17 protein-coding genes and 1 riboswitch are annotated in these 18,927 nt (G+C 65.6%); of the genes, 10 read left to right on the top strand and 7 right to left on the bottom strand.

Translation table 11 applies throughout. The features are described from left to right. The first annotated feature begins 131 nt into the window (after positions 1–131). On the top strand, positions 132–1,010 hold the full coding sequence (locus D8676_RS17285) for an ATP-binding protein (protein ID WP_121582328.1): 879 nt from the start codon (positions 132–134) through the stop codon (positions 1,008–1,010). On the opposite strand, the gene D8676_RS17280 is transcribed toward D8676_RS17285, so the two are convergent. The 3 genes from D8676_RS17280 to D8676_RS17270 all read right to left on the bottom strand — a co-directional run bounded on the left by D8676_RS17280 (position 1,000) and on the right by D8676_RS17270 (position 4,540). After that, positions 1,000–1,671 (bottom strand): HAD hydrolase-like protein, encoded by a 672-nt coding sequence (locus D8676_RS17280; protein ID WP_121582327.1) that lies wholly within the window; start codon positions 1,669–1,671, stop codon positions 1,000–1,002. The two genes, D8676_RS17285 and D8676_RS17280, sit on opposite strands and share 11 nt — an antisense overlap. A 3-nt stretch (positions 1,672–1,674) precedes the next feature. Further along, complete coding sequence (locus D8676_RS17275) at positions 1,675–3,678, bottom strand: acetyl/propionyl/methylcrotonyl-CoA carboxylase subunit alpha (RefSeq protein WP_121582326.1); 2,004 nt, start codon at positions 3,676–3,678, stop codon at positions 1,675–1,677. An 82-nt stretch (positions 3,679–3,760) separates the two neighbouring features. Continuing rightward, positions 3,761–4,540 (bottom strand): YbaY family lipoprotein, encoded by a 780-nt coding sequence (locus D8676_RS17270; RefSeq protein ID WP_183097127.1) that lies wholly within the window; start codon positions 4,538–4,540, stop codon positions 3,761–3,763. A 156-nt stretch (positions 4,541–4,696) separates the two neighbouring features. Here D8676_RS17270 and D8676_RS17265 point away from each other — a divergent pair, with 156 nt between their 5' ends. From D8676_RS17265 to gcvP, 8 genes are all read left to right on the top strand, one after another. Beyond that, complete coding sequence (locus tag D8676_RS17265) at positions 4,697–5,824, top strand: S-(hydroxymethyl)glutathione dehydrogenase/class III alcohol dehydrogenase (RefSeq protein ID WP_121582324.1); 1,128 nt, start codon at positions 4,697–4,699, stop codon at positions 5,822–5,824. A 94-nt stretch (positions 5,825–5,918) separates the two neighbouring features. After that, a complete protein-coding gene (locus tag D8676_RS17260) occupies positions 5,919–6,713 on the top strand; it encodes a hypothetical protein (protein WP_121582323.1) in 795 nt (264 codons plus the stop codon). Further along, positions 6,713–7,192, top strand: coding sequence for a YaiI/YqxD family protein (locus D8676_RS17255; RefSeq protein WP_121582407.1), 480 nt, complete (start codon positions 6,713–6,715; stop codon positions 7,190–7,192). The genes D8676_RS17260 and D8676_RS17255 overlap by 1 nt, the downstream gene beginning before the upstream one ends. Before the next feature lie 37 nt (positions 7,193–7,229). Continuing rightward, positions 7,230–7,913 carry a DUF1345 domain-containing protein gene (locus tag D8676_RS17250; RefSeq protein ID WP_121582322.1) on the top strand — a complete coding sequence of 228 codons (684 nt, stop codon included), beginning with the start codon at positions 7,230–7,232 and terminating at the stop codon, positions 7,911–7,913. A gap of 143 nt (positions 7,914–8,056) precedes the next feature. Continuing rightward, positions 8,057–8,440: a helix-turn-helix transcriptional regulator gene (locus D8676_RS17245; protein ID WP_121582321.1), complete on the top strand. Its 384-nt coding sequence runs from the start codon at positions 8,057–8,059 to the stop codon at positions 8,438–8,440. A 77-nt stretch (positions 8,441–8,517) separates the two neighbouring features. Beyond that, positions 8,518–8,604, top strand: a riboswitch (glycine riboswitch). A 147-nt stretch (positions 8,605–8,751) separates the two neighbouring features. Beyond that, positions 8,752–9,852, top strand: a complete 1,101-nt coding sequence (gene gcvT / locus D8676_RS17240; RefSeq protein WP_121582320.1) for a glycine cleavage system aminomethyltransferase GcvT — start codon at positions 8,752–8,754, stop codon at positions 9,850–9,852. 6 nt (positions 9,853–9,858) lie between these two features. Further along, positions 9,859–10,227: a glycine cleavage system protein GcvH gene (gene gcvH, locus D8676_RS17235; RefSeq protein ID WP_121582319.1), complete on the top strand. Its 369-nt coding sequence runs from the start codon at positions 9,859–9,861 to the stop codon at positions 10,225–10,227. An 11-nt stretch (positions 10,228–10,238) separates the two neighbouring features. Further along, the gene (gene gcvP / locus D8676_RS17230) at positions 10,239–13,049 is read left to right on the top strand and encodes an aminomethyl-transferring glycine dehydrogenase (RefSeq protein ID WP_121582318.1); all 2,811 of its coding nucleotides are present in this window, start codon (positions 10,239–10,241) and stop codon (positions 13,047–13,049) included. Positions 13,050–13,121: 72 nt separating this feature from the next. Here the strand turns inward: gcvP and D8676_RS17225 are convergent, their stop codons facing one another. Beyond that, positions 13,122–14,273, bottom strand: a complete 1,152-nt coding sequence (locus tag D8676_RS17225; protein ID WP_121582317.1) for a GGDEF domain-containing protein — start codon at positions 14,271–14,273, stop codon at positions 13,122–13,124. Positions 14,274–14,538: 265 nt separating this feature from the next. On the opposite strand from D8676_RS17225, the gene D8676_RS17220 reads away from it, so the two are divergent. Beyond that, positions 14,539–16,260, top strand: a complete 1,722-nt coding sequence (locus tag D8676_RS17220) for an HAD family hydrolase (RefSeq protein WP_121582316.1) — start codon at positions 14,539–14,541, stop codon at positions 16,258–16,260. Between the two features lie 46 nt (positions 16,261–16,306). On the opposite strand, the gene D8676_RS17215 is transcribed toward D8676_RS17220, so the two are convergent. The 3 genes from D8676_RS17215 to D8676_RS17205 form a co-directional block, all read right to left on the bottom strand. Further along, on the bottom strand, positions 16,307–16,777 hold the full coding sequence (locus tag D8676_RS17215) for a tetratricopeptide repeat protein (RefSeq protein WP_121582315.1): 471 nt from the start codon (positions 16,775–16,777) through the stop codon (positions 16,307–16,309). Between the two features lie 227 nt (positions 16,778–17,004). After that, on the bottom strand, positions 17,005–17,970 hold the full coding sequence (locus D8676_RS17210) for a type II secretion system F family protein (RefSeq protein ID WP_121582314.1): 966 nt from the start codon (positions 17,968–17,970) through the stop codon (positions 17,005–17,007). A gap of 1 nt (position 17,971) precedes the next feature. Next, a complete protein-coding gene (locus tag D8676_RS17205; RefSeq protein ID WP_245426859.1) occupies positions 17,972–18,925 on the bottom strand; it encodes a type II secretion system F family protein in 954 nt (317 codons plus the stop codon). Between the last annotated feature and the right edge of the window lie 2 nt (positions 18,926–18,927).

Genomic DNA, 18,927 nt, shown 5'->3' with positions numbered 1-18,927 from the left:
CCCGAAAGTGGCCGGAATATAGAGCCTAGAGCTATGTTTGCAACCGCATAACAGGGCTTTCCGGGCGCTTTCCCCCCTCACTTCCCTGTGTTACAGCGCCACAGCGCCAAGCCCACCTGAAAGCCTCAAAAATGACCGACAAGACATTGGAAACGCTCGCCGAAAAGCTCGACAGACTGATCGAGGTGGTGGGCCGCATGGCGCCCGCGGCGCCACAGCCGACCGACCTCGCCGCGGCGGACTGCTTCGTCTGGTCGGCCGAGCAGGGTCTCCTCGAACCCGTTAGCCGGGTCAACCGCGTCGACATCGGCCTCATCCGGGGCGTCGACCGCGTGCGCGACATACTGATCGACAACACCGAGCGTTTCGCCGCCGGCCTGCCCGCCAACAACGTGCTTTTGTGGGGCGCGCGCGGCATGGGCAAGTCGTCGCTGGTCAAGGCGACGCATGCCTCCATCAACGCCGCCCGCAAGGAAGGCGAACCGCCGCTGAAGCTGGTCGAGATCCACCGCGAGGACATCGACACCCTGCCCAGGCTGATGGGGCAGCTCAAAAAGGCGCCCTACCGGTTCATCCTGTTCTGCGACGACCTCTCCTTCGACCATGACGACACGTCCTACAAATCGCTGAAGGCGGCGCTCGAGGGCGGCGTCGAGGGCCGGCCCGCCAACGTCATCTTCTATGCGACGTCCAACCGCCGGCACCTCCTGCCACGCGACATGATCGACAATGAGCGCTCCACCGCCATCAATCCCGGCGAGGCGGTCGAGGAGAAGGTGTCGCTGTCGGACCGCTTCGGCCTCTGGCTCGGCTTCCACAAATGCTCGCAGGACGATTATCTCGACATGGTCGAGGGTTACGCCCGCTATCACGGGCTGGGGATGGATCCCGAGGAGCTTCGCGCCGAGGCGCTGGAATGGGCCACGACCCGCGGCGGCCGGTCAGGCCGCGTCGCCTGGCAGTTCACGCAGGACCTCGCCGGCCGGCTGGGCAAGCCGCTCAGGGATTGAGCGCCCGCGCCGCGCCCAGCATATCGCCGACCATCTCGGGCAATTCGGCCGGGCTGGCCGCGATCCTGGCGGCGCCCGCCCCTTCCAGTTCGGCCCTGTCGCCGAAGCCCCACAGCACGCCTATGACCCGGACGTCGTTCCGGGCGGCGCCATGCGCGTCATGCAGCCGGTCGCCGATCATGACCGTCCGCGACGAATCGAGACCTTCGGCGTCCAGTATGTGACGGATCAGCTCGCCCTTGTCCGCCCGTGAGCCGTCCAGCGCTGAGCCATGCACACGGCGGAAGAAGCGCGTCAGGCCGAAATGGTCGATGATGTCGAGCGAGTAGGTTTCCAGCTTCGACGTCGCGACGAACAGCGTGTGTCCGGCGTCCGTCATCGTCTGCAGCACGTCCTCGATGCCGGGGATGAGTTCGTTCTCGAACTTGCCGACCTCGCCGTAACGCTGCCGGTAGTAGCCGACCGCCTCGGTCGCCATCGCCTCGTCGCCGAGCATCTCCACGAAGGCGGCTTGCAGCGGCGGCCCGATATGGCGGCGCAGCGCCTGCGGCGGCGGCGGCTCCCGTCCCATCTGTCGCAACGCATGCTGCATCGAGCTGGTGATGCCGATGAAGGGGTCCGTCAGCGTGCCGTCGAGATCGAAAAGAACAGTACCTTGCATCCTTCAGGCAAACTCCATGATCACTGCATCGACTGCCAGGCTGTCGCCCGGCTTGGCGAGGATTTTCGCCACCGTGAGGTCGCGCTCGGCTCTGAGCACGTTCTCCATCTTCATTGCCTCGACGACGGCGAGCGTCTCGCCGGCCTTCACCTCCTGGCCTGCCGCCACCCCGACCGAGACGACGAGGCCCGGCATCGGGCAGAGCAGGAATTTCGACGTGTCGGCGGCGGCCTTCTTCGGCATCAGCCTCTCCAGCTTCGCCACATGCGGCTCCATCACGAAGGCGTCGACCGACATGCCGCGCCAGGCGATGTTGATGGCGTTGAGGCGCGGCCGGAGCTGCGCTTCCACCGTCCTGCCTCCGACCGTGCCGCGCCAGACGGGCTCGCCGGGCAGCCATTCGGACGCGACGGAAAGCGGCTTGCGGCCGTCGATCGCGATTTCGGCGTTTGGCTCGCCCTCGCCGGTGATCGACGCCGCCAGATAGGCGTCGCCCAGCCTGACGACCCACTCGCGGCAATCTTCCGCCGTGGCCGGCCTGAGGCGGCCGGACAGGCTGCCCAGCCGCCGGCACCGCCGAAGTTCGACGAAGGCGGCGACCGCCGCCAGCATGGTCCTTTCATCGGCATCCGGTTCGACCGGATGGAAGCCGTCAGGATATTCCTCAGCGATGAAGCCGGTCGAAAGCCGCCCTTCCCGCCAGCGCCGATGGCGCATCAGCGCCGAAAGAAACGGCATGTTGTGCTGGATTCCGTCGACCACGAAACCGTCGAGCGCATTCGACATCGCCTCGATCGCCTGCTCGCGCGTCGGCGCCCAGGTGCAGAGCTTGGCAATCATCGGGTCGTAGAACATGGAGATCTCCGACCCCTCGGTGACGCCGGTGTCGTTGCGCACGACGATGTCGCCGAAACGCCCCTCCTCCGGCGGCCTGTAGCGCGTCAGACGGCCGATGGACGGCAGGAAGTTGCGGTAGGGATCCTCGGCGTAAAGCCGGCTCTCCACCGCCCAGCCGTTAAGCTTCACATCCTTCTGCTCGATCGCCAGCTTCTCGCCCGCCGCTATCAGGATCATCTGCTCGATCAGGTCGACCCCTGTTATCAACTCCGTCACCGGGTGCTCGACCTGCAGGCGCGTGTTCATCTCGAGGAAGTAGAAATTGCGGTCCTTGTCGACGATGAACTCGACGGTGCCGGCACTCTGGTAGTCGACGGCCTTCGCCAGGGCGACGGCCTGTTCGCCCATGGCGCGCCGCGTGTTCTCGTCGAGGAAAGGCGACGGCGCCTCCTCCACGACCTTCTGGTTGCGCCGCTGGATCGAGCATTCGCGTTCGCCCAGATAGACGACGTTGCCGAACGCGTCGCCCAGCACCTGGATCTCGATATGCCTGGGATCGACGACGAACTTCTCGATGAACACGCGGTCGTCGCCAAACGAGCTTTTCGCTTCCGATCGCGCGCGCTCGAAGCCGTCGCGCACTTCTGACGCATCCCAGGCGATGCGCATGCCCTTGCCGCCGCCGCCGGCCGAGGCCTTGATCATCACCGGATAGCCGATCTCGGCGGCGATTTTTTCCGCATGCGCGGCATCCTCGATGACTCCGAGGAAACCCGGCACCGTCGATACTTTCGCGGCGTTGGCGAATTTCTTCGATTCGATCTTGTCGCCCATCGCCTCGATCGCCCTGGGCTTCGGGCCGATGAAGACGATGCCCTCCTTTTCCAGCGCCTCGCAGAAGGAGGCGCGCTCGGAGAGGAACCCGTAGCCGGGATGCACCGCTTCCGCGCCGGTGGCCTTGCAGGCCTCGATGATCTTCTCGGCGACCAGATAGCTCTGCGCGGCCGGCGGCGGTCCGATATGCACCGCCTCGTCGGCCATCTCGACATGCACGGCGTCGCGGTCGGCGTCGGAATAGACCGCGACGGTGGCTATTCCCATCTTCCTCGCCGTCTTGATGACCCGGCAGGCGATCTCGCCACGATTGGCGATCAGGATCTTCTTGAACATGCGGTGGCGCGTTCCCCGGGAGAGTTCCCACGTCTATACGTGACTGTGCGGCGACGGCTCAAGCCGGATGATGCCTATGCGTTCACATGGCGGAGAAGCGTGCAATCGCCTTCCCGGCGCCATCGAGCAGCACGAGCTTCCGCTCCAGCGGATGGATCCGGAATGCCTTCGTCGCGACGAGCGCGGCGTGAAACTTCTGTTCCTGGTCCATCACCGCCGGCGAACACGCCATCTCCGTCGAGACAAGCGGAGAGAACGAAATCGTGTCGCCGGAAATCGTGGCCTTGCCGGCGAAGCGGTTGCAGCCGCCCGAGCCGGAAACCGCGCCGTCCTCGCTGATCTCCAGGACGGTCTGGATGCGATCTATGACGCCGCCGCCCTGAATGTCTTCTGCAAGCCATTTGCCGGTGGGAGACTGGATTGCGCCGTCGCTGCCGCCGGCTCGCACTACCTGGATCTCCATCTCGCCCGAATTGCCGGATTCGAACGGATGGTGCGTGTCATTGATGAACAATAACTGGTCGCCGATGGTGATCCGCGCCTGAAGCGCATATCTGGCCCGATCCTTGATTTCGCCGGGGTCATATTCCAGCCTGTACGCGATCGGGCTGCCGGTGCCGGCCGAGACGGTCGTCTCCGCAAGCGTCCGCGACGGAGCGTCGGCGAGCGAAACGTCGACCAGTCTCACATTCACCACCGCGCCAGGCGGAAGCGCCATGCGCTCCCGATAAACGACATGGCCGCTGATAGTGCCCGACTGCGCAGTGCCCGACTGCGCCCCGGCGCGGCCGGCCGGGATGGCGATCGCGGCGATGCTTGCTCCGACAAAAATGCGACGTGTGATCGAGTTACGGTCCGACACTGTCCGAGATTTCCTTATGTTGCCCTGGCCGCGTACAGCCGACGAATATGTGCTGCACACGAACATTGCGACCATTTGCGGGTCGTCGCCCGTGATGCACTTGTTTATCGAGGGCTTTCCTGAAACCTTGCCCGCCGAATCGAGAGGAAATTGCTCATGAAAACCCGCGCCGCCGTGGCCGTTGCTGCAGGAAAGCCGCTTGAGATCATGGAAGTGGACCTTGAGGGTCCGCGCGCGGGCGAGGTGCTGGTCGAGATCAAGGCGACCGGCATCTGCCACACCGACGAGTTCACGCTCTCGGGCGCCGATCCGGAGGGCATCTTCCCGGCCATCCTCGGCCATGAGGGCGCCGGCGTCGTCGTCGACGTCGGTCCCGGCGTCACCTCGGTCAGGAAGGGCGACCACGTCATCCCGCTCTATACGCCCGAATGCCGCCAGTGCCCGTCCTGCCTGTCGCGCAAGACGAACCTCTGCACCGCGATCCGCGCCACGCAAGGCCAAGGGCTGATGCCCGACGGCACCAGCCGCTTCTCGATCGGCAAGGACAAGATTTTCCACTATATGGGCTGCTCGACCTTCTCGAACTTCACCGTGCTGCCCGAGATCGCGGTCGCCAAGGTCAATCCCGACGCGCCCTTCGACACGATCTGCTACATCGGCTGCGGCGTCACCACCGGCGTTGGCGCCGTCTTCAACACGGCCAAGGTCGAGATGGGCGCCACCGCGATCGTCTTCGGGCTCGGCGGCATCGGCCTCAACGTCATCCAGGGCCTGAAGCTCGCCGGCGCCGACATGATCATTGGCGTCGACTTGAACAACGACAGGCGGGAATGGGGCGAGCGCTTCGGCATGACGCACTTCGTCAACCCGAAGGAGATCGACGGCGACATCGTCCCCCATCTGGTCAACATGACCAAGCGCGGCGCCGACCAGATCGGCGGCGCCGACTACACGTTCGACTGCACCGGCAACACCAGGGTGATGCGCCAGGCGCTGGAGGCCTCGCATCGCGGCTGGGGCCAGTCGGTCGTCATCGGGGTGGCAGGCGCCGGCCAGGAGATCTCGACGCGGCCGTTCCAGCTGGTCACCGGGCGCACCTGGAAGGGCACCGCCTTCGGCGGCGCGCGCGGCCGCACCGACGTGCCGAGGATCGTCGACTGGTACATGGACGGCAAGATCCAGATCGACCCGATGATCACCCACAGGCTGACGCTCGACGAGATCAACAAGGGCTTCGACCTCATGCATGCCGGCGAAAGCATCAGGAGCGTCGTGGTTTACTGAGGCATGAAATGCCGCGGCATGGAGAAAACAGGGCCGTCGCGCGTTTAGGGGTCGCCCCTGGCCGCTGCGGCCGCCCCCTGCGAGGATGACGCCTATGCTCCGCCCTTTCCTGACCGCCTCCGTCGCCGTCCTGGCCTTGACGCTCGCCGCCTGCAGCGACAGCGACGAGACCGCCGAGAAACAGCCGCCCGCGCAAACGGAACCGGCCGAGCCGGCGCCCGAACCCTCCCCGCAGGAGCGGGTGGACGAGGCTGGCCGGCAGCTTCGCGATGCGGCCAGGCAGGCTGGCGAGGCCGCCCGCGAGGGGGCAGACGCGCTGATCCAGCAGGGCCGGGAGGCACTGAAGGACGCCGGCCCGATGCTCGATCGCGCCAACGAGATCGCAGGCCAGCTCGGCCAGTCCATGCAGGAGCTTGCGGAGCGCGCTGGCCGCGACTTCGACACGGCAGTCGCGGATCTGGAGAAGCGGCTGAACGAGGCTGGCGTCCAGACGCGGCCGGAAGCCAGCGATCCCGCAGCAAAGCTGTCGCCGCCCGACCAGCTCAGGGCGGATACCCGCGCCGCTGCACGCGCACACCCGGCTGGCATCGGGCCGGCCTATGTCGGCGTCTGGGCGCTCAACGCGGAAGAATGCGGCCGCATCGACCGCGAGGCGGTCGAGAATTTCGCCGTCATCACCCCGACCACGATCCGCCGATCCGAGGCGGTCTGCAATTTCGCCGCGACCGACATGACCGACGGCAAGGCCACCGTGACGGCCAGTTGCATCGCCGAGGGCGAGGCGGAAGAGCGGCAGATCACCTTCTCCATGCCCTCGGAGGACAGCCTTTCGATCAGCACCGCGCCGGTCTCCATCGCGGTCCAGTTCGTCCGCTGCCATCTGCCGTGATCGAGCGCTCGCCCCCGGCCATCTATGTCGATGCGGACGCCTGTCCGGTCAAGGACGAGGTCGTCCGCGTCGCCGAGCGCCACGGCCTCGTCGTCACCTTCGTGTCCAATGGTGGACTGCGCCCCTCGCGCGATCCGATGATCCGCAACGTCGTGGTGCCGAAAAGCGCCGATGCCGCCGACGACTGGATCGCCGAGCAGGCGAAAGCCAACGACATCGTGATCACCGCCGACATCCCGCTGGCGGCGCGCACCGTCGCGCTCGGCGCCCATGTCATCGGCCCGACCGGAAAACCCTTCACCCCGGAAACGATCGGCATGGCCGTCGCCATGCGCGACCTGAAGCAGCATCTGCGCGAGACCGGCGAGAGCAAGGGCTACAATGCCAGCTTCTCGCCGCGCGACCGCTCCGCCTTCCTCTCCGCACTCGACCAGGCCGTCAGGAGAGCGCTGAGGGTCGTCGATTCGGCAGGCACATAGGTGGCGCCGTGACCGCCTGGCATGATAGGCATCCGGCGTGAGCCCGATCCGTCGCTACGCTCCCTTCTACACCGCCCTCGCCTGCGGCCTCGCCACGCTGGTGTTCGCCTGGTGGCTCTGGCCGACACTCATCATCCAGAGCACCGCCAACGTATTCTTCGCCGTCTATCTCGTGCTGGAGCTCTTGAAGTTCCCGCAGCTTTCGCCAGGCTTCCTGAAAAAGCACGCGGCGAGCACCGACGAACCGGCCTGGATCATCGTCGCCGTCACATTCGTCGCGGTGATGGTGGCGATCGGCTCACTCTTCGTGCTCCTCAACAAGGGCGGCAAGCCGAACGGCTTGGAACTCGTGCTGTCGCTGACCTCGGTCGCGCTCGGCTGGTTTTCGATCCACACCATGACGGCGCTCCACTATGCGCATCTCTACTGGCGTCCCCGGGACCGGCGGCGGGAAATGTTGTCCCGCGGCGAGCATGAGCATGCGGACGGCGCCGGCGACGAGCATGGCGGGCTCGATTTTCCCGGCGACGACGAGCCGAGCGGCCACGACTTCCTCTACTACGCGCTGATCATCGGCATGACGGCGCAGACCGCCGACGTGAACATCACCAAGACAAGCATGCGCAAGCTGACGCTTCTCCATGCAGTCGTGTCCTTCTTCTTCAACACGGTGCTGGTCGCGGCTGCGGTCAACGTCGCCGTGTCGCTTGCGGCAGGATGATTCGACGACGCACAAAAAGCGTCGTATCCGACTGAATCTATTCGGTTACTCATCTTTTCTTGTGCCCTCGCCCTCAGTGGTTAAAATGGTCGCCCGGCGCAATTTCGCGCCGCGCATCCAACAAAACGCAGGAGGCATTTCTGGTGTCCGACACCACGAACATCTTTGAAGAAGCTCCAGACATGGACACGATGGGCGGGCGCATCTCCCGCGCTCGAGAGGCAAGTGGCCTGAGTGTGAAGGAATTCGCTTGGCGTCTCGGCGTCAAGATCGCCACGATCAACGCCTGGGAACGCGACCGCTCCCAGCCTAGTTCTCACCGTCTCGCGAACATGGCGGGACTTCTTCAGGTAAGCCTTTCGTGGATCGTTCACGGCGTCGGCATCGGCCCCTCCGATTCATTGGCCAGTGAAACCAGCGAGGAAATGACCGCAAAGCTCAACCAGTTGCGGCTCCTGCATGTGGAGACCGGGCTGCTCCTCGAGAAGCTGAAAAGCGAGGTCGACCGCATAGCAGCGGCTCGCTAAGTCACGTTGCATCAGGCAGGTGACAACAGGGCGGATATGAGCTAGCGTCGATTCGTCTAGGGCCTCTTCGGAGGCTCTACCTGTTTGCGGGAGAGAGCAGCGAAAGCTGCCGCCGAAGGGGAAATCGCCCGAAATCTCTCAGGCAAAAGAACCGTAGACGGGAAGGACGCTCTGGAAAGTCGGGGGAAACCCCGCGCCGAAGGTGTAAGCGCCGCCGACAGAGTTCCGGCTGCGCGAGTCTCTCAGGCTTCAGACAGAGGGGCACGGAGCGGTCGCATTCGCGGCCGGCGGCGTGCGTTTCTGGAGAAGTCATGACGGGCGAAGATCTGAAATCCCTACCACTCGAAGATTTGCACAAGGCTGCCGGCGCGCGCTTCGGCGGTTTTGCCGGCTGGTCGATGCCGCTCACCTATCCGCCGGGGGTGATGAAGGAGCATCTGCACACGCGCGAGCATGTCGGCCTGTTCGACATCTCGCATATGAAGCTGTTCGAGGTGTCCGGCCCCGACGCCGCAGCACTTCTCGACCGCGCCTGCCCGTTGCAGGCAGCGGCCCTCGAGCTTTCCCAATCGAAATACACCTTCCTGCTCACGGAACAGGCGGGCGTCGTCGACGACCTGATCGTCACGCGGCTCGGGCCAGAGCGCTTCATGGTCGTGGCGAACGCCGGCAACGCCGCCGCCGACGAAGCGCATCTGAAAGCCCTCGCCAGGGATTTCGACGCCACCGTCACGCCGCTCGACCGCGTCTTCCTCGCCATACAGGGGCCGGAAGCGGCCGCGGTGCTCCTCAAGGCCGGCATCGAAACCGATGCGATCACCTTCATGCACGGGTTGGAGCTGCGGCACGACTGGTTCCTGAGCCGCTCGGGCTACACCGGCGAGGACGGTTTCGAGATCGGCCTCCCGGAAGCCGACGCGCGCGCGCTGGTGAAGGAACTCACCGCCGACCCGCGCGTCATGTGGATCGGCCTTGCCGCCCGCGACAGCCTTCGCCTCGAAGCCGGGCTCTGCCTGCACGGCCAGGACATCACGCCCGACACCGACCCGGCGTCCGCCGGCCTGATGTGGGCGGTCCCCAAGGAGATACGCGCCCACGGCGCCTTCATCGGGGCCGACGCCCTGCGCGACATCCTCGCCAGGGGTCCGACGGAAAAGCGCGTCGGCCTGAAGCCCGAGGGACGCCAGCCGGTGCGTGCGGGAACCGTGCTCACCGACGCCGACGGCAAGCCAGCCGGACGAGTCACCTCCGGCGGCTTCGGCCCCTCCACCGGTTTCCCCGTCGCCATGGGCTACGTTGCGGTTCCGCTCGCCAAGCCCGGCTCACGCCTTTTTGCCGACGTTCGCGGGACCAAGGTTCCCGTCGACGTCCATCCCCTGCCCTTCACTGCGCATCGCTATCGCAAAGGATAATATCTCATGGCAACGACCTATTTCACCGAAGACCACGAATGGATCCGCGTCGAAGGCGGCGTGGCCACCGTCGGCATCACCGACTACGCACAAGAGCAGCTCGGCGACCTCGTCTTCGTCGAACTGCCGGAAGCCGGCAAGGCCCTGAAGAAGGGCGATGTCGCCGTCGTCGTCGAATCGGTCAAGGCCGCGTCCGACGTCTATGCTCCGGCTGACGGCGAGGTCGTGGAGGCCAACGGCGCGCTCTCCGGCGACCCCGCGCTGGTCAACTCGGCGGCCACCGGAGACGGCTGGCTGTGGAAGATGAAACTCGCCGACGAGAGCCAGCTTTCCGGCCTGCTCGACGAAGCCGGCTACAAAGCCCATATCGGCTGACGGATAACAAGATGACCACGGCACCCTACGCTTTCACGGATCGTCACATCGGCCCCGGCGACGACGACATCCGCGCCATGCTCGCCCGGATCGGCGTCCCCTCGGTCGAGACGCTGATCGACCAGGCGGTTCCGAAATCGATCCGGCTCGGCCGTCCGCTCGACCTGCCGGCTCCGGCCACCGAGGCCGAGGCTCTTGCCGAGCTTTCGGCCACCATGTCGCGCAACACCGTCATGAAGAGCTTCATCGGCGCCGGCTATCACGGCGTGCAGGTGCCGCCGGTCATCCAGCGCAATTTGTTCGAGAACCCGGCCTGGTACACCGCCTACACGCCCTATCAGGCCGAGATCAGCCAGGGCCGCCTGGAAATGCTGTTCAATTTCCAGACGCTGGTGGCCGAGCTGACTGGCCTGCCGGTCGCCTCCGCTTCGCTGCTCGATGAAGCGACCGCCGTCGCCGAGGCCGTCGGCATCGCCGTCCGTCACCACCGCGACAAGCGCAACAAGATAGCGCTTGCCGGCGTGCCGCTGCCGCAGACGCTCGACGTGTTGCATACGCGCGCCGAGCCGCTCGGCATCGAGATCGACGGCGAGACCATCGATGACAATACCGCCGCCCTCGTCGTCTCCTGGCCGGACGCCAACGGCGTCTATGGCGACCACAAGGGCGCTATCGAGAAAGCCCGGACCGGCGGCGCGCTCGTCATCTTCGTTTCCGATCCGCTGTCGCTGACCGTCACCAGCCCGCCCGCCAGCCTCGGCGCCGACATCGCCGTCGGCTCCATGCAGCGCTTCGGCGTGCCGATGGGTTTTGGCGGTCCGCACGCGGCCTATTGCGCGGTATCGGACAAGCTCACCCGCCTGATGCCCGGCCGCCTCGTCGGCCAGTCGGTCGACGCGCATGGCCGTCCCGGCTACCGCCTCGCCCTGCAGACGCGCGAGCAGCATATCCGCCGCGACAAGGCGACCTCCAACATCTGCACCGCGCAGGCGCTGCTCGCCAACATGGCCGCCGCCTACGCGATCTGGCACGGCCCCGCCGGCCTGCAGGCCATCGCCGGCCGCATCCATGCGTTGGCGAACGGGCTGGCCGAAGGCCTTGCCGCGGCCGGCGCGAAGGTGCTGGGCTCCAGCCGCTTCGACACCGTGACCGTCGAGGCCAAGGGCAAGGCGGAGGCGATCGCCGCCGAGGCTGAAAAAGGTGGCCGCCTGCTGCGCGTCATCGACGCCGACCATGTCAGCGTCGCCTTCGACGAGACCTCGACCGAGGCCGATCTGGAAGCCATCGCCGCCCTGTTCGGAGCCAAGGCCAAGGCATCCAGCGCCAGCAGCCTGCCGGGCAAGTCGCGTGGCCAGGAGTTCCTGACCCAGCCGGCGTTCCACGAGAACCGCTCGGAAACCGACATGATGCGCTTCCTGCGCAGGCTGGCCGACAAGGACCTGGCACTCGACCGCGCCATGATCCCGCTCGGCTCCTGCACCATGAAGCTCAACGCTGCGGCCGAGATGATGCCGGTGAGTTGGCCGAACGTGGCCAACCTGCACCCGTTTGCCCCCAGGGCGCATTCGGTCGGCATGCGCGCCATGATCGACGAGCTCGAAAGCTGGCTGGCCGAGATCACCGGCTTCGATGCGGTGACTCTGCAGCCCAACGCCGGCAGCCAGGGCGAATATGCCGGCCTGCTCGCCATTCGCGGCTATCACAAGTCGCGCGGCGAAGGGCATCGCAACATCTGCCTCATCCCCTCCTCCGCGCATGGCACCAACCCGGCCAGCGCCGCCATGGCGGGCATGAGCGTGGTGGTTGTCCACTGCACCGATGACGGCAACATCGACATCGAAGACCTCGAGGCCAAGGCCGCGCAGCACGGCGCCAATCTCGCCGCTCTGATGTTCACCTACCCGTCCACGCATGGCGTGTTCGAGGAAGGCGCCAAGGACATCTGCGCCCTCGTGCACAAGCACGGCGGCCAGGTTTATTTCGACGGCGCCAACCTCAACGCGCTGGTGGGCCTGGCTCGTCCCGGCGACATCGGAGCCGACGTCTGCCACATGAACCTGCACAAGACCTTCTGCATCCCGCACGGCGGCGGCGGTCCTGGCGTCGGCCCGATCGGCGTCAAGGCGCACCTGCAGCCGCATCTGCCGGGCCATGTCGCGGAAGGCTCGGAGCACGCCGTGTCTGCCGCCCCCTTCGGCAGCGCCTCGATCCTGCCCATCACCTGGATGTACATCCGCATGATGGGCCCGGCGGGCCTGAAGAAGGCGACCGAGATCGCCATCCTGTCGGCCAACTACCTGGTGGCGCGGCTGGGCAACCACTATTCGGTTCTCTACCGGGGCCGCGGCGGCCGCGTAGCACATGAGTGCATCCTCGACACCCGCGTGCTCAAGGACCGCTCCGGCATCACCGTGGACGACATCGCCAAGCGGCTGATCGACTACGGCTTCCACGCGCCGACCATGTCGTTTCCGGTGGCGGGCACGCTGATGGTGGAGCCGACCGAATCGGAGCCGAAGGCCGAGGTGGATCGCCTCTGCGAGGCACTGATCGCCATCGCCGACGAGGCGGGCAAGGTCGAAAAGGGCGAGTGGCCGGCCGACGACAACCCGCTGGTCAACGCCCCGCACACGGCGGCGGAAACGCTGGCCGACGCCTGGGCGCACCCCTATTCGCGCATGGAAGCCGCCTATCCGACCGGCAATGCCGACACCTTAGTGAAGTACTGGCCGCCGGTCTCGCGCATCGACAACGTCGCGGGCGACCGCAACCTCGTCTGCTCCTGCCCGCCGCTCAGCGACTATGTGAGCGCGGCGGAATAAACAAAAAGGGAGGCCTGCCGGCCTCCCTTTTTTCTTCTGCCTAACACCGTCGGGGACAGATCGGCCCGCCAGTCAGCTGGCGAGGCGCAGTTCTCCACTCACCACGCGATTGCGGCCCGCGCGTTTGGCGGCATAGAGGGCGTGGTCGGCGCGCGCCATGACATGGTCGATCGCCGCGCCCGTGGTCACGCCGAACGCGATCCCCGCGCTGGCGGTGCAGCGGAAGCGCTCGCCCGTCGGCGACACGATCTCGACAGCGGCGAAGGCGGCCAGGATGCGTTCGGCTATGCCTCTGGCCTCCTGCAGCGAGACGTCGGCCATGACGATCGCGAACTCCTCGCCGCCGAGACGCGCCTTCGGGTCGGTCGAGCGCCCGTGTTCGCGCAGCGTCTCGGCAAAGCCCTGGATGACCTGGTCGCCGATCGCATGGCCGTAGCGGTCGTTGATCTGCTTGAAATGGTCGAGATCGAACAGCACCACCGCTTCGTTTTCGAGCAGCGTCTCCGAACGCGCCGAAGCAAGGCCACGCCGGTTCAGGAGCCCGCTCAGCGGGTCGCTCATGGCGGAAAGCTGGTTGCGCTTGGCCAGCCGCATCTGGTCGACCGACAGCGTCATGGCGCCGGCCCCGGTCAGCGCCAGGATCGAGACGACCACGTTCAGTTCTTCTGCCCAGTTCTGCGGCGGATAGCCGATGCTCCACTGCCCGTTCGCCAGGATCACCGCCCCGCACAGGGCAAAGCTCAACGCGGTCACCAGATAGAGGAAGGCGAGGCTGCCGATTGCGAACGGCGAATCCCGCCACCGCCTGAGATAGTTGAGCCCCCCGAGCGCCAGCAGGGTGGCGGTGAGCGCGTTCTGCAGCACCAGCGCCACGCCGTCATAGCCGAGGGCAAAGATCGGCGGCGCGATCAGCAGATATGGAATGGCAACCCGCAGGACCAGCCGCGGCGGCTTGACGCTTTCGTCGAAATACTGGCGGACCGACGCGTAGAGATAGGCCGCGCCGATAGGTTGTAGCGCGCAGGCCAGCACCCCGGCGACAAGATATCCTTGGCGCGCGTAGAACCAGTAGGCGAAAACGTGGAGAATCATGAATCCGACGCCCACCGACCAGCCCACCTTGTAGTAGGCCGCGCGATCGGTAGACCACATGGACAGCATGGTCAGGCAGAGGCCGATCCCTGCTACCGCCGCGCCCAGCAGCATTGAAGTTATGTCGAACATCGGAGTTTTGCCTTCAGGTCCCGGTGGTTTTCTGGGCTTGGATCCGGCCCTGCGCTTACGAAAGGGAAGCGCTGTTTATCCTACAACCATCGCGCGCTCTACATCGAACTCCACGTCTGTCCACAGTCTTGGTTTCCAAATCGTCAATTACGCGATCACGGAAGCTCGACCGTTTTCGCCGCCGGGTGAACCCTTTTCCAAACCACGCGTTGAACCGTGCGGCCGCTACCCCGTCGCCGCGTCCGTGCACGGAGGATCGGCTGATATGTATTTCATGGCGCTGGCGGCGGATTATGACGGCACGATCGCCCATGACGGCGCCGTCGCCAAGGCTACGTTGGCGGCCTTGCAACGTTTCAAGGAGAGCGGACGCAGGCTTGTGCTGGTCACCGGACGCGAACTGCCCGACCTCAAACGCGTGTTTCCCGAGCTCGGCATCTTCGACAAGGTCGTCGCCGAGAACGGCGCGCTCCTCTACACGCCGGCCAGCGAGGAGGAGAAGCCGATCTCGACCGCCCCCTCGCCCGATTTCGTCAAGGCGTTGAAGAAGCGCGGCGTTAAGCCGCTATCGGTGGGCCACTGCATCGTCGCCACCTGGGAACCGCACCAGGCCTCCTGCCTGGAGGTCATCAACGATCTCGGGCTGGAACTCGAGATCATCTTCAACAAGGGCGCGGTCATGGTGCTCCCCTCCGGCGTCAACAAGGCGACCGGGCTGGCGGCGGCGCTGAAGGAACTCGGGCTGTCGCCGCACAATGTCGTCGGCATCGGCGACGCCGAGAACGATCACGCCTTCATGCGCGCCTGCGGACTTAGCGTCGCCGTCGACAATGCCCTGCCCGCCGTCAAGGACACCGCCGACCTCGTCACGAAGGGGAAGCGCGGTAAAGGCGTCGAGGAACTGGTCGGGAAGCTCATCAAGCACGACCACGATCTCGGCATCAGCCGCCGCGACGGCATCCGCATCGGCGCGGAGGACGACAGCGACGTCGCGATCTGGCCGACCGACACACTGCTCATCGCCGGCAGTTCGGGGGTCGGCAAGTCGACGCTGGCGACCGCGCTCACCGAGCGCTTCATCCAGGCCGGCTACCAGTTCTGCATCGTCGATCCCGAAGGCGACTATGACGGGCTTGCCGGCGCGGTCGGCGTGGGCGACGGCAAGACGGAGCCGACCGCGGCGCAGGCAGTCTCCCTGCTCGAAGCGACCGACACCAACGTCATCCTCAACATGCTGGCGGTCAAGGTCGAGGAGAGGCCGGATTTCGCCGCCGACGTCCTGCCGGAGATCGCGAAGTTCCGGCTGAAGACGGCACGGCCGCACTGGCTGATCGTCGACGAGGCCCACCACCTTCTGCCGCAGAACCACCAGGGCGTCGGCCAGATCGTCTCGGGCAAGCTGCCCGGCGCCGTGCTCATCACCGTCCATCCCGACATGATGTCGGCCGACGCCCTGAAGCTCGTCTCCGCCGTCATCGCCATAGGGCCGAAGGCCGACAAGGTGGTCAAGGCGCTGTGCAAGGCCACCGGCCTCAAGCCGCCGGCCGGGATGACGCCGCCAAAGGACAAGGACAAGCATGTGCTCTTCTGGCGTCCCGGCGGCAACAGGAAGCCGGTGCCGGTGAAGGTGATCGAGCCAAAACAGTCGCTGAAGCGTCACAGCCGCAAATATGCGGAAGGCACGCTGGACGAGAAGGGCAGCTTCTATTTCCGCGGCCCCGGCAACCGGATGAAGCTGCGCGCCCAGAACCTGATGATCTTCCAGCAGATCGCCGAGGGCATCGACGACGGGACTTGGGAACACCACCTGCGCAAGGGCGACTATTCCGACTGGTTCCGCAACCAGATCAGGGACAAGAAGCTGGCTGCCGAGACCAGGGAAGCCGAGAAGGACGAAGGGCTTTCCGCGAGGGAGAGCCGTAGGATCGTGCTCGACGCGGTGCGCAAGCGCTATACCGCGCCGGCCAATGCGCCCGACGAGAAATAGCAGCAGGCCGTCTCCACCGACGCCGCCTTGGTCGACCTCGTCTGTTTCAGGCCCTGTTGAGCAGCGCCAGGTTCGCCTCGACGACCGCCGGGTCGGCCATGCCGCTTCTGGCCTCGTTCAGCAGTTGCCGCGCCTTTTTCTTGTTGCCGCGCAGCAGCTGCGAATAGCCCATGTTGTTGAGGATTTCCGGCCGCCGCCCGGCGACCTTCAGGAGCTGGTCATAAGCGCGGTCGGCGAAGTCGAAACGGCCGAGCTGGTCGTAGGACGCGGCCAGCCCCATCCACGCCTCGGAATTGTCGGCGCGCAGTTCGACCGCCTTGCGGAAATGCTTTTCGGCGAGCCCGTAATTGGCCTCCCGGAACTGCGCCTTGCCGGCCGAGAGATCGGCCGCACTGATATCGGCCGTCACCGGCGCGATCGATGTCGTCGCCGTCTTGTCGACCCCTTGCGTCGTACACCCGGTCGTCATCAGGGCCGCAAGAATCGCGGCCGTCCCGAAGGAAGAAAGCTTGCCCATTGTCCCTGTCCCGCCACGCCCGGTTTTCCGGGTCGTCTTGCGAGCATCGGACCGAAAAAGTGGTTGCCGGTTTTCGGGACTTCCGATGCTCAACTCTAACAGCGACACATTAGATCGAAGGCATTTAAACTTCGGTGCCCAAGCGCGCTTAAGATTAACTTATCGGGCTACGTTTCGTTTACCGCGCTGCGGTGCGGAGCCTGTCATTTGCGGCCCCATCAGCTGAATCACTCCGCCGTCATCTTCACGATGATCGGAATGATCGCCACCATCAGCACCACCGGCAGGATGCAGACGGTCACCGGCACCGACATCTTGGCCGGCAGCGCATGCGCCTTTTCCTCGGCGAGCGACATGCGCTTGTGGCGCATCTCGTCGGAGAACACGCGTAGCGCGCCCGACAGGCTGGTGCCGAGCTCCTTCGACTGCTGCAGCAGCGTCGCGAAGGAGCGCACTTCATCGAGGCTCAGCCGGTCGGCCAGCGACTTCAGCGCATCGTCGAGGCTGCGCCCTGCCCTCAGCTCCAGCGAGACGAGCTGCAGGTTCTGGCTGAGCGAGGGATAGGTCGTCGCCAGTTCCTTCGACACGCGCTCGATGCCCGCCTCCATCGCCATGCCGGCGTCGGAGCAGACGATCATCAGGTCCATGAAGTCGGGAAAGCCGTTGCGGTATTCGCGCATCTTGCCCTTGATCAGCTGCCCGAGCGCAAGGCCCGGCAGGAAATAACCGATCGCGCCTGCGATGATAACAAAGGACCATCGGCTGAAGGTGGTGGCCTCCGCGCTGGCCATCCAGTTATTGACCAGGAAGGCGCCAACGGCGCCCAGGAAGAAGCAGCCGAAGCGGATGAGGAAGAAGGTGCCGACCGCGCCGGGGTCCATGTAGCCCGCCTGGATCAGCTTGAGGCGCAGCCGCGCGACGTTTTCCGGATCGCTCTTGGCGTAGAACTCGTGCGCGGTCTTGGCCGCCTTCTCGCGCACCGCGTCGACATTCTTCTTTTTCGCCGGCTCCGTCGCGGCAGCCGCCGGCAGTTGCGCCTCGACCTTGAGACGCCGCTTCACGTCGTTCTGCTCGCCGCGCGCCGCAAGCGTCGACCAGCCGACGGCAAGGCCCCCGCCGGCAAGCAGCAGCAGCGCCACCGGCATCAGCGATGTCGGGCGCAGCGAGGCGAGGAAGACGATGAACTCTTCCATGTCAGAACTTGAAATTCGACATTTTGAACATCATCGCGTTGCCGAGCATCAGCCAGACGAAGGAGCCCCCGAGCAGCATCCAGGTCATCGGCTCATCCCAGACGCTGGTGTAGAAATGCGGCATCAGCACCATGATCGCCGCGCCGAGCAGGCAGGGCACCGCGGTCAGGATATAGGCCGACATGCGGCCTTCGGTGGAGATCGCGCGCACCTTGCGCTTCAGCTTGCCGCGCTCGCGGATCGTCGCCGACAGGCCGTCGAGGATTTCGCGTAGGTTGCCGCCGGACGAGCTCTGGATCGACACCGCCGTCACGAACAGCGGCAGGTCGTCCTGGCCGACGCGCTCATGGAGATTGTGCAGCGCCGAGACGAGGTCGGAGCCGTAGGTCACCTCGTCGGCGACGACGCCGAACTCGGTGCCAACAGGATCGGGCATCTCGCGCGCCACCATGCCGATCGCGACCGGCACCGGATGGCCGGCCTTCAGGCTACGCGTGATCAGTTCCAGCGCTTCGGGCAGTTGCACGCCGAAGATCTTGTGCCGGCGGTTGCGGCGGAACTTCAGCACCTGCACGGGTATGATCGCCGAAAGCACCGGAAAGACGATGAAGGCGAATAGCAGCGGCAGACCGTAGACGAAGCCCGTCACCGAGACGCCGAACGCGACCGCCGAGGTGATGCCAAGGAACTTCGCCATCGGCATGGTCACGCCCGACTGCACGCGCAGCTTCTTCAGCGAATCCATCGACAGGAACGACCGCCCTTCCAGGCCGCGCTCCTTGCGCAACTGGATCAGCACCTGCTCCTGGCTGATCTTCTTTTCCTGCAGCTTGACGCGCCGGTTGATCGCCGCGCGGCGGTCCTTTGTGCCGGCATAGAGCAGGTAGACCGCCTCGGCGATCATGATGCCGAACAGAGCCGCTCCGGCATAGACGATGTAGAGCGCGCCCGACATGG

The organism is Mesorhizobium sp. YM1C-6-2, assembly GCF_003666685.1.
Classification (GTDB): Bacteria; Pseudomonadota; Alphaproteobacteria; order Rhizobiales; family Rhizobiaceae; genus Mesorhizobium_K.
This window is presented reverse-complemented; position numbering and strand designations above follow the sequence as displayed.

What these genes read in the sequence shown, in the direction of transcription:
- D8676_RS17285 (WP_121582328.1), top strand. Translation starts at nt 132, where the DNA reads ATGACCGACAAGACATTGGAAACGCTCGCCGAAAAGCTCGACAGACTG.
- D8676_RS17215 (WP_121582315.1), bottom strand. Translation starts at nt 16,777, where the DNA reads ATGGGCAAGCTTTCTTCCTTCGGGACGGCCGCGATTCTTGCGGCCCTG.
- D8676_RS17210 (WP_121582314.1), bottom strand. Translation starts at nt 17,970, where the DNA reads ATGGAAGAGTTCATCGTCTTCCTCGCCTCGCTGCGCCCGACATCGCTG.
- D8676_RS17260 (WP_121582323.1), top strand. Translation starts at nt 5,919, where the DNA reads ATGCTCCGCCCTTTCCTGACCGCCTCCGTCGCCGTCCTGGCCTTGACG.
- D8676_RS17220 (WP_121582316.1), top strand. Translation starts at nt 14,539, where the DNA reads ATGTATTTCATGGCGCTGGCGGCGGATTATGACGGCACGATCGCCCAT.
- gcvH (WP_121582319.1), top strand. Translation starts at nt 9,859, where the DNA reads ATGGCAACGACCTATTTCACCGAAGACCACGAATGGATCCGCGTCGAA.
- D8676_RS17225 (WP_121582317.1), bottom strand. Translation starts at nt 14,273, where the DNA reads ATGTTCGACATAACTTCAATGCTGCTGGGCGCGGCGGTAGCAGGGATC.
- D8676_RS17280 (WP_121582327.1), bottom strand. Translation starts at nt 1,671, where the DNA reads ATGCAAGGTACTGTTCTTTTCGATCTCGACGGCACGCTGACGGACCCC.
- gcvT (WP_121582320.1), top strand. Translation starts at nt 8,752, where the DNA reads ATGACGGGCGAAGATCTGAAATCCCTACCACTCGAAGATTTGCACAAG.
- D8676_RS17205 (WP_245426859.1), bottom strand. Translation starts at nt 18,925, where the DNA reads ATGTCGGGCGCGCTCTACATCGTCTATGCCGGAGCGGCTCTGTTCGGC.
- D8676_RS17275 (WP_121582326.1), bottom strand. Translation starts at nt 3,678, where the DNA reads ATGTTCAAGAAGATCCTGATCGCCAATCGTGGCGAGATCGCCTGCCGG.
- D8676_RS17265 (WP_121582324.1), top strand. Translation starts at nt 4,697, where the DNA reads ATGAAAACCCGCGCCGCCGTGGCCGTTGCTGCAGGAAAGCCGCTTGAG.
- gcvP (WP_121582318.1), top strand. Translation starts at nt 10,239, where the DNA reads ATGACCACGGCACCCTACGCTTTCACGGATCGTCACATCGGCCCCGGC.